A 15,928-nucleotide genomic window follows, 5' to 3' on the forward strand; every position below is an offset into this window, starting at 1 on the left:
GAAACTATCAATGAATAGGAATGAGCGTCATCAGCGTAAGATTGGTGTGTTATTGGTAAATTTGGGAACGCCTGAAGGTACTGATTATTGGTCTATTCGTCGATATTTATCAGAATTTTTATCAGATAAGCGTGTGATAGAGCTGTCTTCTTTGTTATGGCAACCGATTTTACAAGGGTTTGTTCTGGCATTTCGCCCACGTCGTTTGGGACATTCTTATAAAAAAATATGGGATAATGTTAAAAACAAAAGTCCATTGGCGGTGTTTACACAAAATCAAGCAGAATCTTTACAAATTGATTTTGCCAATCAAAATATTTGTGTTGAATGGGCAATGCGCTATGGCAAACCATCAATTGAAAAGAAATTGGATTTTTTAATAGAACAAGGCTGCAATCATATTTTGATCTTGCCTTTATACCCACAATATAGTGCCACCACAACGGCAACTGTGAATGATGAAGTTTTTCGTGTCTTGATGAGCTATCGTCAGCAACCTGCGATACGCACGTTATTTTCTTTTCCTGACCATCCTGATTATATCAAGGCTTTGCACCATACGATCCAAGAACAGCTTCAATCAAGGGCTGTTCAACCTGAGCGCATTCTTTTGTCTTTTCATGGCTTGCCTTTGCGTTATGTCAAAGCGGGCGATCCTTATGAACAAGAATGCCAAAAAACAGCAGCTGCTTTACGGGATGCTTTTGGGAAAACAGAGCAAGAAATGCCTTTAGTTTATCAATCTCGCTTTGGGCCAGATAAATGGTTGGGGCCAAATATTGCGGATGTGATCAAAGAATATAACAAACAAGGCATTCAGAATATTGCTGTGGTTGCGCCTGGCTTTATGGCTGATTGCCTAGAGACCAAAGAAGAAATCAATTGTGAATATCGAGAGCTTTTCTTGTCTAATGGTGGTAAAGAATTCACATATATCCCCTGTTTAAATGATCATCCCTTGGCAATTTCTTTGTTAAAAAATATCATTCAGCAAGAAATTAAAGGGTGGATATAGGAATATTTATCGAAATATATTGAATTTTGAACTTAATATTATTTAAAATACTGAACTTTATTTAAAAAACAAAAGAGATTAATTGTGATTAAAAAACGCTTTCTTTTTTCTATAATGCTGCTCGGTGGATCTTTTGCAATCTCTATTGTAAATGCAAAACCAATAAATGCGCGTGATTCTCATGAATCTACTCAAGGGAAAAACCAACAAAATACACAAAATAATCCTTCGTTAGATACTCATGAAGAGTATATTTCCCAGCCAATCGTAAAAAAAATAAGTTTTACAGGAAATACAATCTTTTCTTCCGAAGTATTGCTGAAAGCTATTCCTTTAAAAATTCAAGATGTTGCGAATGCAAATATTATTATGGATTCAATGGTAAAAATTGCACAAATTTACAAGACGAAAAATATCAAAGTGACGATTACGCCTGTTCTAGAAAAAATAGCGATTAGTTCAACACAGATTCAATTTGATATTCACGAGCAGCTTACTGGCAATGCAAATTAATATCGATTAAATTCATCAGTATCTCTTTGAATAGCCTCATTTAATGAATCATTCTTTTCGTCTTTTTGCACTGATCCAATGATTTTAAGAAAGAACATGAATAATGATGATGTAATAATTGTTAATAATATCATTGCTCCGTAAACACTCAAAACACTCATTATGATAACTTCTTTCTTAATAATATGTTAATTTTAGTATTATACTCAAATTTGTTAGTAAGTGAATGTCTTATATATATTTAGTTGTCGCAATTATCATCGAAATCGGCGCCACAAGCAGTTTAAAAGCTTCTGACGGATTTACGAATTGGCTTTTTACATTATTATCTTTAATAGGATATGGTGTTTCTTTTTACTTTTTGTCAATGGCTTTACGTGAAATTTCTGTGGGAATCGCATATGCGATTTGGTCTGGCATAGGTACGGTAGGTATTTGTTTGTTTGCTTGGCTTGTTTATAAGCAAAATTTATCTTTTATTTCTGTTGTTGGTATCGTGTTTATTGTAACTGGCGTCATTATTGTCAATTTTGGAAATATGGGAAATCACACGTAAATCGTAAAATCCCTTTTATATGTCATAAAAGGGATAGGGTATTTGTTAACGACTAGGAGGAGCCATAAACTCTGGCGAAATAGGTTCTTTAATATGTTTATTCAAAATATCGTCGATCGTTTTTAAATCTTGTTCAGATAAAGACCATCCAAGAGCGTCTTGAATACCTTCAATTTGTTCAGGTTTTCTGGCACCCCATAAAGGGATATTGCCTTGGTACTGATCCAATACCCAACGAATAGCCAAAGCTAGCAATGATTTATTATAATTGTCTTTTGCGAAAGCTTTTAATTCTTCTGTCGCCGCTAAATAGTTTTCAAAATTAGCAGCAGAGAATTTAGGATCCGATTTACGCAGATCATCACCGTTAAAAACGCGATCTTTGGTCATTTTTCCACTTAACAACCCACGACATAGAGGGCCATAACAAAGTGCAGCAAGATCGTGCTTCTTGGCGTAGGGCAAAATATCTTTCTCGATTTCTCGTTCAAATAAATTGTAAGGCGGTTGAATAGAAGCAAGATCAGTATATTGACGAATGGCCTCCATTTGTTGAACAGAAAAATTACTAACCCCGATTGCTTTAATTTTACCTTCTTTGTGCAGTTTGTTTAATTCAATCGCTGTTTGTTCGATAGGCGTTTTGTCATCAGGCCAATGGATTTGATACAGATCAATATAATCTGTTTTTAATCGTTTCAAAGAATCTTCGATTTCTTGGCGAATACGTTCAGGTCTGGTATCGCGAAAGACTTTTTCTTTATCATCTGTCCAATTCAAAGCAACTTTGGTTGCTATGACAATCTTGTCTCTTTTTCCTTGTAGTGCTTTTCCTACTACTTCTTCTGAATGCCCAAAACCATATACTGGGGCTGTATCAATCATGTTGATCCCGTTATCAATGGCTTTATGGATGGTTTTAATGGCATTGTCATCGTCTGGGCCACCCCACATCCATCCACCAATAGCCCAAGTTCCAAGGGCAATGCGCAATACGGGCTTATCTATTCCCTTGATGATAACGGTATCTTTTGAATTGTATGACATAGAATCTCCTTACACTATCAATATAATAATTAGGCGATTATTTATAAATAAATTGTGAACATGTTCTATGATTCGATCAATAGAAGCATTCAGCCAAGATCAAATATTGTTCAATGAACGATGTTATATCTTAGACATCACATTATAAAGTAACAGTCGATATAATGATGCTAACGATAAAAGGGGTTGAATGCAACCCCAATATGAAAAGGTTTTTTGCGGGGATTATCCATTCCTTTCATCAAATACTTTATAAAAGGAATGGCAATAAAGCTAAACTACGTTAGTAGAGTTATCTTTTTTTAGGTATTCTCTAAGGAAATGAAGCCCAACAATTGCAAAACAAATTGCTGATACGGTAAAAGCATGTTGCATGGAATGTAATTGGTCGGAAACGAACCCTTGGATTGCAGGAACAACAGCGCCGCCAACAATCGACATCACGGTAATAGCCCCAGCAATTTCAACATATTTTTTGTCAACAACTTCCAAATTATTGGCAAAAATCGTTGGCCAACATGGTCCCATTAAAATACTAGTCAGGATCGCTGCATAAATAGCAGAAAAATCACTTGCGAAAGCAACATAAAGCAATAGTAAAGTGCCAATAATAGAATAAATAAACAGTACTAGCTTCGGATTAAATCGTGTCATAAAGACATTGGCGATGAATTTGCCAATGAAAAAACACACAAAGCTATATAACATGAAATTAGCAGCTTCTCTTTCATTTTGTGCGCCCATTACCAACGCTAAGCGAATGGTAAATGACCAAACCGCAGTTTGCATACCAACGTAAACAAATTGCGCAATAATACCGTTTCTGAAGCTGGTATTTCTGATTAAATAAGAGATAGTTTCCCCAAAAGATACTTTTTCGACTTTATGGTCGGCAGTGTTGGTGGGCTTACAATTCGGATAGGAGGTCAATATAAATAACAACAGAACGACAGCAAGAAGAATAATAATATATTTATATGGCACCAACGTATATTGCAAATGTTCTAATTGAAATCTCTTCAGAGCATCCCCAGAAAGGTTTTGAATTTGTGAGTGCAGGCTGTTGCCGTCTTGAAAAATCAAATATTTGCCCATCAAAACACCGGCGATTGCTCCAAAAGGTTGGAAATTCTGGCTGATATTTAATCTCAACGTTGCATATTTTTTTGGCCCCAGCATAGAGCTATAGGTATTTGAAGCCGTCTCAAGGAAGCTCAACCCAAAAGCCATAGCAAGGATTGCCGCTAAAAACATCGTGTAAGTAGCCATTGTTGAGGCTGGGAAGAATAATGAACAACCAATAATATAAACAGCAAGACCAATGATGATCCCTGTTTTATAATTTGTTTTTTTAATAATTAAAGAGGCAGGAATAGCAATTAAAAAATAGCCCCCATAAAAAGCACTTTGGACAAGGGCGCTGGCGAAGTCACTTAGATTAAAGATACTTTTAAATTGGGTAATTAAAATATCATTTAGGCTAACTGGAATACCCCATAAGGCAAATAAACAAGAAAGTAATATAAATTGAAAAATTGGTGTTTTGTTTAAATAACCGTCTGGAAGCTGTTCAATAGAATTTTTGTTGGTCATAAGACTTCCTTTTTACTGATTTAGTAAAAATATACTAATCAGTAAAAAGAAATTAATCTAATTAAAAAGAAAAGATGAAAATCAATCTTTAATAAAACGAAATTTTTTTTATCTTAAGTAATATTTTTGTAACATCTTAATCTAAGGGAGGTAGTTTTTCTTCATCTTTGAGTTTGGGTGTGCTGGCATCCATAATCGCTAAAATCGCAGCCGTCAAAGGCGAAGCCAAAATTAACCCTGGCATTCCCAAGATCGTCCCAAACACCGTTTGTGATAGAATTGTGATTCCAGGGGGCATACGTACGGCATGGTTTTGTACTAATGGGGAGATAACATTACCTTCTACAAATTGAATAACACAATATAATACCAAGACTAAGATTGCCTCTTGCCTTCCTTGGGATAGTCCAATTAATATAGCAGGAACCGCCCCAATAATCGCTCCAATATAGGGGATAAAATTAGCCAATCCTGCAACAACGCCCAATGCCAGTGCTAATGGAATTCCAATAATGCTCAGCCCAATAAAAGAACAACTTCCCACAACTAACATGACGACGGATTGCCCTGCTGTCCATGACCATAATGTGTGCCCACCAATTAATAATAATTTACGAATTTGCGGACGTTGACGGCTTGGGAATAGACGAAGCAATCCGTTTCCATATAAAGTAGGGGATGCAGCAAAATATAGTCCAGCAATAAAGATAACAAAAACAGTCCCCACAACACCAAAAACAGAGGTAATAAAGCCTGTCATTGATCCTGCTATACGTGATCCCAGAGATGCCCCGCCCGAAGGAGGATGCCCACCGCCACCAACAGAATTGGGCAAGTAATCCATGATGATACTGCCTAATGGATTGGTATGTAATTGATCTCGTAAGCTGCCTACTTGTGTTGTAATGGCATGTTTCAATTTAATAATTTGTTCGCTGATTTGTGGTCCACTGGTCAACATTAATGCCAAAAAAGCACTGATGATAACAATGATAACAATTGTCAGAGATACCCAATAAGGCAAGCGAGTATATTTACGTAAAATAGACGCAAGACCCTTTAAAATAATGGCAGTTAACGTCGCAGCAAAAACGATCATTAATAAATCGCCAATTAACCAGATGGCCAATATTCCAACAGCAGCGATAATTACGCTTTGAATCAGAGAATAAAAACGTTCTTGTTGTGTTGGTTCTGTGGGAGAGGGCATAATAGAAGACATTTACAATTTATATTTTCAAATAAGAGTAAAATTTAAGCCATATTGGTTTTATCATGCAGTGATTATACAAATAATACAATAGAAGAATCAATTTTGGGCACCAGAATCCGTTGTCATTGCGCGTTTATATTGATCTAAAATAATATCTGTTGGTCCATCAGCAATAATTTGACCCGCTTTGAGCCAAATAAGCCTATTACACCATTGTTGTAAAATAGATAGAGAATGCGTGGTCAGCACAAGAATATCGGCTTTATCAACGATGGATACCAATCGATTACGGGCTTTTTCTTGAAAATTGCTGTCCCCAGCCATGAACCACTCGTCCATTAATAAAATATTTGGTACAATAGAAGTCGATAATCCAAAACCAAGGCGCATTAACATGCCTGAAGAATAAATTTTAATGGGTAGCTCTATAAACTCATTTAACTCTGCAAAGGCTTCGACATCCTTTGCTAGTTCTTGGATTTTTTTTTGTGATAATCCTAATCTCTTCCCTCTAAGATATATATTTTCTCTTCCAGACAATAGAGGATTCATTCCTGCATTTGTACTCAGTAACGCCTCTATATGACCATGGCTTTGAATGTGACCAGAATTGGGTTCGTAGATCCCAGTGATAGCGCGGAGCAAGGTTGATTTGCCAGCGCCATTGTGACCGATCAATCCTACTCTTTCCCCTGATTGAATAGTCAGGTTGATATCTCGAAGTGCTTGCACGACAACATCATTATTTGCAGTTGTGACAATCTCAGCCCCTGTACGTTGATGATGACGTTGCGGGTTATTCATCATTTTCTTAACATTTGAAAATAATGTTTTTTTCAAAGAACGGCTTTCTAATTGGAATACTGGGAATTCAATTGAAAGATGTTCCATTTTAATAAAGCTGGCAGGGGCTGATATATTCATTGTTTATACTTGGTTAAATCAGATCGAATCAAGTTTAGAAACTGCATCTTTAATCATGTCGGCTGTCAAGACAACCCAATCAAGATCAAAGAACGTATATTGTAATCGATTAGATGATGAAATTAAATAAGGCCAAGCAGGCAAATAGTTTGTTCTGTTTGATGCACGTGTGAATTCAATTACTTCTGTATCACTGCTGCAATATAGAAGATTAATTAACTCTGGTCTGTGAGGTGAAATAACCAATTCAGCCTGAGAAAAGAGAATTCTTTGACTATCCAAATCCATTTTGTCGAGATCGATACAAGGAATATTTAATTCATTTAACGTTTTTTGTATCAATATAATATCTTCATCGTTCAAAATAGGTTCCATATTTTGATCTTGGTTGATAAAGAAGCGAGGGGGGAAATTATCGTGATACTTGGTATGCTTATTGATATGCGAAAAAACAGATTTGGCATCATGAAAATTAAAGTAAGAGCTTGGAACATAACTGTTTTGCCAGAAGTAAGATAGCTTTTTGGCTTTATAAATTCCGTCTTTTAACTTAACAGCACGTTTAACTAATCCTGTTTTTTCCAAAGTAGCATCGTAAATTTCTTTTGAAATTGGATGTGGAATAGACGTATGTTCACGATATTCAGGGATAATAATTTGTACACTTTCTGGTGTATAAAGGCTTGCTAAATAGGCCTTGGACAAACAATATCCCATCCAATGATTATAACGCATCCATTGAGAATCAAAAGAAAGAAAGACCTGATCCAATAATTCAACACCTTGTAATTCAGGCAAATCTTGTGATTGAAATTTGGTATCGTAAATACTTTCTGTAATGACATGCAAATCATCTGTAATAATCACACCGTCTATACCGTCTTTGATTGTAAAGTACGCATTTTCCAATTCACAAAAAAAGATCATTCCTGCAGGAATTTCATCAAGTGTTTCAAGCGGTTTTTCGTTTTTTGGATCAATACCCTGCGCTAATCGCAGCATTTGCTGATTAGGTAATACTTCAACAGGTTTCAATCTTGGTCGAGGTGATGTTGATACCGAACTTTTTAATACACCCGGCGGGCGAAAGGAGAATGTAGAATATTGACCCTTAATTTTCATTTTAAATACCTCAAAATCTAAATTTTATATCCAAAAAGCTAAACGCCCTCTGGCTCTGATAAATATATATCCAGACGCCAACCATATTAGCATACTATACACAAGCGCATAAATCCAAATGGTGCCGTTAAATCCATTATTTAGTAGAGGACCCCTTACCACTTCGATCAGAGGGTATAATGGATTATAAACCAAGTAAGCTATATGATGTTTTAATTGCTGTGGTAACCAAATAATAGGCGTTACATAAAAAATAATTTGTATGAAACTGTTAATAATTTGTGGGATATCACGATACCGAGCGCAGATACAGCCTAATAACAAACAAACAGCCAACCCGTTTATAAACCACAAGATAAACCCAGGAAGCACGAACAAAGCATTCCACCCAACATGTACTTTGAATAAAATAAAGACAATAATAGGAATAATAAGATTTAAACTTAGAATGATTATATTTCTGAATACGGTTCTAAGTGCTTGTAGGAAAAAAGGAAGTTTAATAGAGTGGATGGTGTCATTGGCCTGCAGAAAACATTGACACGCGTCCGATAACGTCAACGCAATTCCTTGCCCCCATAGAACGGTTGATAAAGCAACAAACGGTAAATATTCATGGATGTCCATTTTAAACAATGAACTATAAATGACACCCATTGTTGCCGTCATAGCAGCTGAAGTTGATGTTATCCACAAAGGCCCCAAAGCAGAACCTTTATACCGCAATTTGATATCAAACCAACCCAGAGAGAGCGCCAAACGCCACAGTTTAAACCCTTTGATGATGTCCATCAATGCTTGATAATATCGAGAGTGTGCCGTATTGCTGTTTATTTTCGTAAGTAATGACATTTGGTTAAAATGACTATGCAATTAAAGTTAAAAAGAGATCAAGCTGTTCAAAACAATGACACTTAATGATGTGATGGTTAACTATAAAGGATAGTATTCCAAGAAACAATCTTTATATTAGAGGCTTTATATTAAGGCTTTTTTTACAGATGGTTATCAATAATTTCTTTATTTATTGGTGATAAATAATTTCGATCGTTAATCTGGCAGCTTGTACTTGCAAATAAATTGAATATCTTGTAAATATTAAGAAGATATTTATTAAGTTTATTCTGATTCTTTTATTAAAAAATAATCTTATAAACATATTAGAAAATGTAGGATAAGTGCATAATTTCGCTCAAAAATTAAATATGATTATTTATTTTTTTGAATGAATATTGATTAAGGTAAAGGCATGATGACGCACTTGAGAAGCAAATTATTACAGTCTTCATTCGGTTGGTGTCAACTGAGTGTAATACGGAAACTGTCAATGAAGTCATCTACTGCCTTGATATTGCGTATAGGGAGCGTCAGTGGATTGGCAGCATTAGTTGCTGCTTGCTCTTCTTCTACACCACGTCCGCAACAAATGCCTATTGCACAAGAGGTTGCTAATTATAAAGCACGCGCACGCTCTTATTACGCTCCACCTGGACCAGCAAGCGACCCTTGGGGACCTTATATCAAAGAAGCCTCCGAACGTTTCGATGTGCCTGAGGCTTGGATCAGAGCAGTCATGAAACAAGAATCAGGTGGCAATTCTTTTGCGACATCTGGACCTGGTGCAATGGGACTAATGCAGTTAATGCCCCCAACGTATGACGAGCTTCGTATCGCGTATAACTTGGGTGATGATGCTTATGATCCACATGATAATATCGCTGCGGGTGCAGCCTATATTCGCCAAATGTATGATATTTACGGATCCCCAGGATTTTTGGCAGCTTATAATGGTGGACCAGGTCGGCTTGATGATTTTTTAACCCGTAATAGAACATTACCTTTGGAAACACGTCGTTATGTAGCTTCTATTGGTCCTAGAATTCAGGGGGCAAATCCGAAACGTCGTTCTCAGGCAGATTTATTGGTAGAAAGTCACAGCCTTGGTTCTGGCGTTGACCCAACCCTTTATGCATCTGCTGCTCAACCATCTTCTTCACGTCAACTTGCAATATCTCCACAAGCAAATTCAGTGCAACAAGCTTGGGCTAATCGTATGGGGGGTGGCAGTCAGTCATCTGCTGACAATTTGAATGTTGCAAGCTTAAATCGTGTTGGCAATGCGACTACTGAAGCTTTGAATGGTCAAAGTCTGAATAGTTCTGGACGCACTGTTGCTTCTACAAGATCATCACGACGCAATGGGAATACTGGTTATCCGACACAGTGGAAAAGTTTCGATCGCCAACCTACGACTGTTGCACAATCAGAAACACGCCAAGATATTAAATCCGCTTGGGCGTCAAGAGGGTATAAAGCATCCCCGCCGCCTGTTTCTAGTGGCGAGCCACCTATTTTTATCCCGTCTTCATCTCAACCTGTCCAAGTTGCTTCGGCACCTGTTAGTAATAGCAGTCGTTACTATCAACCTGTTTCTTATCGTATGCCGGCCGCCAGTACCAAGAGAGCTGCCGCTGCACCTGTAAAAACCAGTAATGTTTCAGCGGCTGGAGGATGGGGCATTCAAGTCGGCGCTTTTGCATCTTCCTCTTTGGCGCAAAGTGCTGCTGGTAAAGCAAAAAGCAAAGCAGCGTTGAAAGCAGGTTCCCAACAAGTACAAGCAGTTCAAGTCGGAAAAAATAAACTTTATCGAGCCAGAGTTACAGGCTTAAGTAAAGATGCTGCTCAGAATGCTTGTCAAAAACTGTCCTCTTGTATGTTGCTTTCGCCTTCAAAAATCTAGAAATTAATCATAAAAGTGCTTAATTGTAATTAAGAATTAAGAAAAGCAGCTTTTGAAGCTGCTTTTTTTGTTTAGCATTTAAGATTATTTTATATAAATTGTCTTTTCTATAGTGATTAGCAGGTAAGATATCAAAGTAAATATTATTTTGAATGCAAAAAGAGCAAAATCCTTTCACAAGTCAAATATTATAAAATTGTAAAAAGATCTTCTTTGGTCAAACGAGATTTTGGTAACGTTGCAAATATATCGTCGTCAGCCCTATATCCCAAAGCAATGACAACCAGGCTCATATAGCCTTGCTCTGTTAGATTGAATTCTTTATCTAAAATTTTGCAATCAAATCCTTCGATAGGGGTTGCATCTATTCCCAAAGCCGAAGCACCTAATAATAGATTACCTAATGCAATATAGCATTGTTTATTCATCCAACCTTGAGCATCCTCATGTAGATCGATAAAGTTCATGTATTGATTGACTTGTTGCTCAATCTTTTCATAAGAATCGAGACGACCGTCATGATAGGCTTTTTCAATGGTTTTAGTTAAGTAATTGCGATCTATATTGGTTTTAGAGCATATTACAATGCTGTGGGATGAGTTAATAATTTTATCATAATTGAACGTAAATAAACCAGAAGTCATTGAAGATGCAATGCGTTTTTTACCTTCTGGCGTCCCTGTCAAGATGAAATGATAAGGCTGAGAATTTATAGAAGTTGGGGTATATTGCAACAATTCAACCAATTGTTCTATTTGCTCTTCGGGTATTTTTTTGTTTGGATTATATTTTTTGGTTGAATAACGTTGATGAATAATTTGTTGAAGATTCATATTGTCCTCTTTTAAAAGTTAGTTAAGTATAAATTTAATTACATACATAATGACGTAAGGTTTAAAGCAAATTAAATAAATTACATATTAAGGATTAGTTGGAATAACCGCTAACATTGGAATAGTCATATACGTATTTAATGGCTCTATATGACGGTTAATCTCAATGTCAAACGAAGTATTTTCTCTGTTGGCAATAGGGTTGAAAACATAAAAATTACTTCCATGAGGCTCCTCTTGATAGGATCGAGCGGTTTCGTTGCCTATTGACGTTGCCTTTTGCAGAAGTTGTTTTGCACCTTTGGCAGAGATTGTATAACATCCAAGGCCAGAGAAGGAGAATGTCTTGAGTGTTTGAATGGCCTTTAAGTCGCTGTTTTTATACAAAGATACATTAATTAGATCATTATTTGGTTTTTCAAGTTCTTCTGTACCATATCCCATAAATGTATAAATGATCTTAGGCAAGCAAGGCATAATTTCTACGCAAGGATTCCAATTGAGATTGTAGCCCCAAATGATTAAATCATATTCCGTTTTAAGAGACAAAGATTTCTTTTGATGCTCCAAAAAATTTTTGTGAGTGACCGTATTTGATTCAAAAACGGTTACTGGTGACTGTGTTTCAACTGCTTGTTGCCATAGGGAAAGATGAGTTTTGGTAAAAGCAAGTGTTGTTAAATCATAAATATTATTTTCCGTAATAATATTGTTTGTTATTAATTCATCACGCAAAGCAAGATTAGAAACTGGCGCTTTTATAGGAGTGACATCAGTTGTTAGGTGCTGATTATTGGTTTTGAAATTTTCTAAATGATCACTGTTATTATCAGAATATATAACAAAATACTTCATGTTAACTCAAATTAGTCCATAATTGATGTATATTTTTGTTATAATTTTATTTAGAATTTCTGAGTAATTAGAAAACTTATTTTAACAATTAATATACATTGCGTTTTATAAAATTAAAATATTAACGTGATAATATTATAAAATGCAATGTATTTTACAAAAGATATTAAGCCTCAGCCTTATCCTCAGAACCATCTAATCGATAAATAGGGGTTGGAATGATCTTAATGTTTTTGAATTGAGCTACTAATGTTAAACAAGAAATCACGAAAATAGTAACTAGATTAATGACTGCTAAAAAGGAGAAATTTAGCCAACTTCCCGGTAGAGGAACGTGGATTAATTGTTTATATTGATAAGGGACAAATGCAATTGAAAAAAAATCAATGGTTAATAGGTAAATTGTCCAAACAATAAGGGAACCAATAATTGTTCCATAGAGATAACGATGAATTGAATACATGTTATTCTCTCCTTTCCACTTTTATTAATTAGCGATTATTTCATATATGGGTTTTGCCGTAAAATTATTACACCGATCTTTAAGTATATTAAATTAAACTCTAGATGTCAATAATATATTATTTTATTAATGCGTAATAAGAGCGATGATATCGTTTGCTGTTTGTATTGGTGTATTTAATTTTAGTTTATTTTCGGCTGGGAAAAAAGATTGCCTCAATAAAGTATTTGTAGGTGGAAGAGAGAGATAATGGATATTTAAAGACGATAATTGTGCAATTTCCTGTTGCCAAGTTTGAATCATTGCTCCAAGAGCTGTTTGGATGGACACGACTGGAGACCAGAAAGGTTGTACTGACGTTATTGGTCGGAAAAAGATTGCATTAGCATCGGCTGTTGCCGTTAACAATGGTGACAACGTGCGGATTAATCGCCAAACACTTGATAAATTCGCCTGTATATTTTTATCCCAAGCTCTATCAGTGATTTGTGTCACTGGGGTAAGGGGGACATATTGAAACGCAGCATGAATAAAAATATCCAATCGGTTAAACTGTGCTGCGATCGAAGGGCCAATCAGATCAATTTGTTGTGAAGCGTCACTATTCCCTAAATCTAGGGGTAACAAAGTTGCTTTTCCGCCAAAAGATAGGATTATATCATCGGTTTGCATCAATCCCATTTGGGTTCTGGCACTGATAATACAATGGGCACCAGCCTGTGCCAGGGCGACGGCACAGGCCTGACCGATTCCACGGCTGGCACCTGTAATAAAGGCAATCTTATCTTGTAATGGTAAACCCATTATTTATTTAGATTTGACTAATTGCATATCATGATCTGTTAACGGAATTGGATAATCCCCTGTAAAGCAAGCATCGCAATATTGTGGGTTTTGGTTGTTTCTTTTGTCTTCTTGCAGAGCACGATAAAGACCGTCAGCAGACACAAATCCCAATGAATCAGCGCCAATTAATTTACACATTTCATCGATTGAATGAGTATGAGCCAATAGCTTTTCTTCGGCAGGGGTATCAATTCCATAAAAACAAGAATGTTGTGTAGGAGGGGAGGCAATACGCAAATGAACCTCTATAGCACCTGCAGCTCTGACCATTTCAACGATCTTCTTAGACGTGGTTCCACGAACAATCGAATCATCGATTAAGATTACACGCTTGCCGTTAATGACGGCACGATTGGTGGCATGCTTTAATTTGACCCCCAGATTACGAATTTGATCGGTCGGTTCAATAAAGGTTCTGCCAATATAATGGCTACGAATAATGCCTAACTCAAAAGGAATATTGCTTGCCTCGGCGTAACCTATTGCAGCTGGTACCCCAGAATCAGGAACAGGGACGACGACATCGGCTTCCACATGGGATTCTTTTGCTAATTCAGCACCAATTTTTTTTCGTGCCATATAAACTGATTTATTTTCGATAACCGAATCAGGTCTAGCGAAATACACATATTCAAAAATACAAAAACGACTTGAAGTATTATCAGCAAATGGATGGATAGAGCGAACCCCATCGTGATCGATAATGATGACCTCGCCAGGCTCGATATCACGAACAAAATCCGCACCCATGCTGGACAATGCACAGGTTTCACTGGCGACAACCCATGAGTTTTCATCTTGACTATATGGCAATTTACCAAGAATCAAAGGTCTTACGCCCAAAGGATCTCTGGCAGCGATTAACATGTCTTTGGATAAAGCAACCAAAGAATATGCACCTTGAACTTGTTTGATGGCATCAATGAAACGATCAATGACGTTGCTATATAAAGAAATTGCAATTAAATGAATAAAAACTTCACTATCTGTGCTGGATTGGAATAAACAGCCTCTGCGCACCAAAGATTGCTTTAATAATTGTGCATTGGTTAAATTGCCGTTATGTGCAACCGCAAACCCACCAAATTCGAAATCGCCATATAAAGGCTGCACATTGCGTAATTGTGTTTCACCTGTGGTGGCATAACGATTATGGCCAATTCCCATTCCTCCTGGTAAAGAGGCAATCACCCTTGGGTCATCAAAGACTTCCCCAACTAATCCTAGACCACGATGTGTATGAAATTGGTTCCCATCATAGGTCACGATGCCACTTGCTTCTTGCCCACGATGTTGCAAAGCATGTAGCCCCAATGCGGTTAACGAAGCTGCATCTTGGGTTGTCCATATACCGACAACACCGCATTCTTCGTGGAATTCGTCATCGTCGATAAAATCAAGTTCATGAGAAAAAAGAGAGGAAAGTGTCATGATAAATCCATGGTGGTTAAGGGAAAAACAGAATAATCGTAAGAGAACAATATGAGGTTAATAATCAGGGGAAACCCCTTCGTCTGGATTATGTTGTCCAGTTGCAGGCAAAGGTTCATTTGGATCAGTAATCATATTTGGATCGGTGTTTGTATTGGTCGGATAAGATGTTCTGGGCGTTTTTATCTGTGGAACAATAATATCTCTTTGCATGGAGCTGGGCAGCAAGCCGTTAATATAAACAGCACCTTGATAAACATAAGGAACCATTTGGCTTTCTTGTAAAATTTCTGGCCATTGCGCCGAAGGAAAAACAATACCACCAAAAATATAAATAATTGCCAAGGTGGCAAACCCCTTTACCGCACCACACGCAGCACCAAGCAGTCGATCCAGTCTTCCTAGAATAGAAAAACGTGTTGAGTTTTGACCAACAATCACATTAGCAAGCGTATTAATGACGATGCAACATAATATAAAAATAGTAGCAAATGATGCTATGTCAGCAATGGTTTCGTTGCTAATATAAGGGGTGATCTTTGGTGCGAGGTCAGGATACCAACGATTAGCAAGGCTTGCAGCAACAACCCATCCAAACAAACCAATGAATTCTCGGGTAAAGCCTCTGGTTAATCCTGATAAAGCACTCAGGATAATTATCCCAAGGCAAACCAGATCAATCCAGTTCATATTATCTAGCACTTTATTAAGAGATCCCTTTTTAATGAAGTGTGTAAAACATATTCATAATTAAACAATGTCTTTATATCAATAGAT

General features: G+C 36.7%; 17 protein-coding genes. 4 read left to right on the top strand and 13 right to left on the bottom strand.

The annotated features are described in order from the left end of the window. The first annotated feature begins 10 nt into the window (after positions 1–10). Both hemH and PQG54_RS09665 read left to right on the top strand, forming a co-directional pair. A complete protein-coding gene (gene hemH / locus PQG54_RS09660; RefSeq protein ID WP_271790108.1) occupies positions 11–1,015 on the top strand; it encodes a ferrochelatase in 1,005 nt (334 codons plus the stop codon). A gap of 84 nt (positions 1,016–1,099) precedes the next feature. Further along, positions 1,100–1,528, top strand: coding sequence for a POTRA domain-containing protein (locus PQG54_RS09665; protein ID WP_271790107.1), 429 nt, complete (start codon positions 1,100–1,102; stop codon positions 1,526–1,528). Here the strand turns inward: PQG54_RS09665 and PQG54_RS09670 are convergent. Continuing rightward, a complete protein-coding gene (locus PQG54_RS09670) occupies positions 1,525–1,689 on the bottom strand; it encodes a hypothetical protein (protein ID WP_271790106.1) in 165 nt (54 codons plus the stop codon). The two genes, PQG54_RS09665 and PQG54_RS09670, sit on opposite strands and share 4 nt — an antisense overlap. Before the next feature lie 65 nt (positions 1,690–1,754). Here PQG54_RS09670 and PQG54_RS09675 point away from each other — a divergent pair, with 65 nt between their 5' ends. Continuing rightward, positions 1,755–2,084, top strand: coding sequence for a DMT family transporter (locus PQG54_RS09675; RefSeq protein WP_271790105.1), 330 nt, complete (start codon positions 1,755–1,757; stop codon positions 2,082–2,084). 45 nt (positions 2,085–2,129) lie between these two features. On the opposite strand, the gene PQG54_RS09680 is transcribed toward PQG54_RS09675, so the two are convergent. From PQG54_RS09680 to PQG54_RS09705, 6 genes are all read right to left on the bottom strand, one after another. After that, a complete protein-coding gene (locus tag PQG54_RS09680) occupies positions 2,130–3,131 on the bottom strand; it encodes an aldo/keto reductase (protein ID WP_271790104.1) in 1,002 nt (333 codons plus the stop codon). Between the two features lie 273 nt (positions 3,132–3,404). Continuing rightward, positions 3,405–4,724, bottom strand: a complete 1,320-nt coding sequence (gene fucP / locus PQG54_RS09685; protein WP_271790103.1) for an L-fucose:H+ symporter permease — start codon at positions 4,722–4,724, stop codon at positions 3,405–3,407. 136 nt (positions 4,725–4,860) lie between these two features. Then, complete coding sequence (locus PQG54_RS09690; protein WP_271790102.1) at positions 4,861–5,934, bottom strand: AI-2E family transporter; 1,074 nt, start codon at positions 5,932–5,934, stop codon at positions 4,861–4,863. Positions 5,935–6,033: 99 nt separating this feature from the next. Next, on the bottom strand, positions 6,034–6,861 hold the full coding sequence (locus PQG54_RS09695; RefSeq protein ID WP_271790101.1) for an ABC transporter ATP-binding protein: 828 nt from the start codon (positions 6,859–6,861) through the stop codon (positions 6,034–6,036). 18 nt (positions 6,862–6,879) lie between these two features. Next, positions 6,880–7,983 (bottom strand): glycosyltransferase 61 family protein, encoded by a 1,104-nt coding sequence (locus tag PQG54_RS09700; protein ID WP_271790100.1) that lies wholly within the window; start codon positions 7,981–7,983, stop codon positions 6,880–6,882. Between the two features lie 24 nt (positions 7,984–8,007). Continuing rightward, positions 8,008–8,835, bottom strand: coding sequence for an ABC transporter permease (locus PQG54_RS09705; protein WP_271790099.1), 828 nt, complete (start codon positions 8,833–8,835; stop codon positions 8,008–8,010). A 475-nt stretch (positions 8,836–9,310) separates the two neighbouring features. Here PQG54_RS09705 and PQG54_RS09710 point away from each other — a divergent pair, with 475 nt between their 5' ends. Then, a complete protein-coding gene (locus tag PQG54_RS09710; RefSeq protein WP_271790098.1) occupies positions 9,311–10,723 on the top strand; it encodes a lytic transglycosylase domain-containing protein in 1,413 nt (470 codons plus the stop codon). A gap of 188 nt (positions 10,724–10,911) precedes the next feature. Here the strand turns inward: PQG54_RS09710 and nfsB are convergent, their stop codons facing one another. The 6 genes from nfsB to PQG54_RS09740 form a co-directional block, all read right to left on the bottom strand. Further along, a complete protein-coding gene (nfsB, locus tag PQG54_RS09715; protein WP_271790097.1) occupies positions 10,912–11,556 on the bottom strand; it encodes an oxygen-insensitive NAD(P)H nitroreductase in 645 nt (214 codons plus the stop codon). An 87-nt stretch (positions 11,557–11,643) separates the two neighbouring features. After that, a complete protein-coding gene (locus PQG54_RS09720) occupies positions 11,644–12,411 on the bottom strand; it encodes a glycosyltransferase family 25 protein (protein ID WP_271790096.1) in 768 nt (255 codons plus the stop codon). A 166-nt stretch (positions 12,412–12,577) separates the two neighbouring features. After that, positions 12,578–12,874 carry a hypothetical protein gene (locus PQG54_RS09725; RefSeq protein WP_271790095.1) on the bottom strand — a complete coding sequence of 99 codons (297 nt, stop codon included), beginning with the start codon at positions 12,872–12,874 and terminating at the stop codon, positions 12,578–12,580. 126 nt (positions 12,875–13,000) lie between these two features. Further along, entirely contained in the window at positions 13,001–13,678 is a 678-nt protein-coding gene (locus tag PQG54_RS09730) for an SDR family NAD(P)-dependent oxidoreductase (RefSeq protein ID WP_271790094.1), read from the bottom strand. A 3-nt stretch (positions 13,679–13,681) separates the two neighbouring features. Further along, positions 13,682–15,151, bottom strand: a complete 1,470-nt coding sequence (gene purF / locus PQG54_RS09735) for an amidophosphoribosyltransferase (RefSeq protein WP_271790093.1) — start codon at positions 15,149–15,151, stop codon at positions 13,682–13,684. A 57-nt stretch (positions 15,152–15,208) separates the two neighbouring features. Continuing rightward, positions 15,209–15,841: a CvpA family protein gene (locus PQG54_RS09740; RefSeq protein ID WP_271790092.1), complete on the bottom strand. Its 633-nt coding sequence runs from the start codon at positions 15,839–15,841 to the stop codon at positions 15,209–15,211. Positions 15,842–15,928: the final 87 nt, after the last annotated feature.

This window comes from Commensalibacter communis (assembly GCF_947179015.1).
GTDB lineage: Bacteria > Pseudomonadota > Alphaproteobacteria > Acetobacterales > Acetobacteraceae > Commensalibacter > Commensalibacter communis.

What these genes read in the sequence shown, in the direction of transcription:
- PQG54_RS09720 (WP_271790096.1), bottom strand. Translation starts at nt 12,411, where the DNA reads ATGAAGTATTTTGTTATATATTCTGATAATAACAGTGATCATTTAGAA.
- fucP (WP_271790103.1), bottom strand. Translation starts at nt 4,724, where the DNA reads ATGACCAACAAAAATTCTATTGAACAGCTTCCAGACGGTTATTTAAAC.
- PQG54_RS09690 (WP_271790102.1), bottom strand. Translation starts at nt 5,934, where the DNA reads ATGCCCTCTCCCACAGAACCAACACAACAAGAACGTTTTTATTCTCTG.
- nfsB (WP_271790097.1), bottom strand. Translation starts at nt 11,556, where the DNA reads ATGAATCTTCAACAAATTATTCATCAACGTTATTCAACCAAAAAATAT.
- PQG54_RS09700 (WP_271790100.1), bottom strand. Translation starts at nt 7,983, where the DNA reads ATGAAAATTAAGGGTCAATATTCTACATTCTCCTTTCGCCCGCCGGGT.
- PQG54_RS09730 (WP_271790094.1), bottom strand. Translation starts at nt 13,678, where the DNA reads ATGGGTTTACCATTACAAGATAAGATTGCCTTTATTACAGGTGCCAGC.
- PQG54_RS09695 (WP_271790101.1), bottom strand. Translation starts at nt 6,861, where the DNA reads ATGAATATATCAGCCCCTGCCAGCTTTATTAAAATGGAACATCTTTCA.
- PQG54_RS09710 (WP_271790098.1), top strand. Translation starts at nt 9,311, where the DNA reads ATGAAGTCATCTACTGCCTTGATATTGCGTATAGGGAGCGTCAGTGGA.
- PQG54_RS09740 (WP_271790092.1), bottom strand. Translation starts at nt 15,841, where the DNA reads ATGAACTGGATTGATCTGGTTTGCCTTGGGATAATTATCCTGAGTGCT.
- PQG54_RS09680 (WP_271790104.1), bottom strand. Translation starts at nt 3,131, where the DNA reads ATGTCATACAATTCAAAAGATACCGTTATCATCAAGGGAATAGATAAG.
- PQG54_RS09725 (WP_271790095.1), bottom strand. Translation starts at nt 12,874, where the DNA reads ATGTATTCAATTCATCGTTATCTCTATGGAACAATTATTGGTTCCCTT.
- PQG54_RS09670 (WP_271790106.1), bottom strand. Translation starts at nt 1,689, where the DNA reads ATGAGTGTTTTGAGTGTTTACGGAGCAATGATATTATTAACAATTATT.
- PQG54_RS09675 (WP_271790105.1), top strand. Translation starts at nt 1,755, where the DNA reads ATGTCTTATATATATTTAGTTGTCGCAATTATCATCGAAATCGGCGCC.
- PQG54_RS09705 (WP_271790099.1), bottom strand. Translation starts at nt 8,835, where the DNA reads ATGTCATTACTTACGAAAATAAACAGCAATACGGCACACTCTCGATAT.
- purF (WP_271790093.1), bottom strand. Translation starts at nt 15,151, where the DNA reads ATGACACTTTCCTCTCTTTTTTCTCATGAACTTGATTTTATCGACGAT.
- hemH (WP_271790108.1), top strand. Translation starts at nt 11, where the DNA reads ATGAATAGGAATGAGCGTCATCAGCGTAAGATTGGTGTGTTATTGGTA.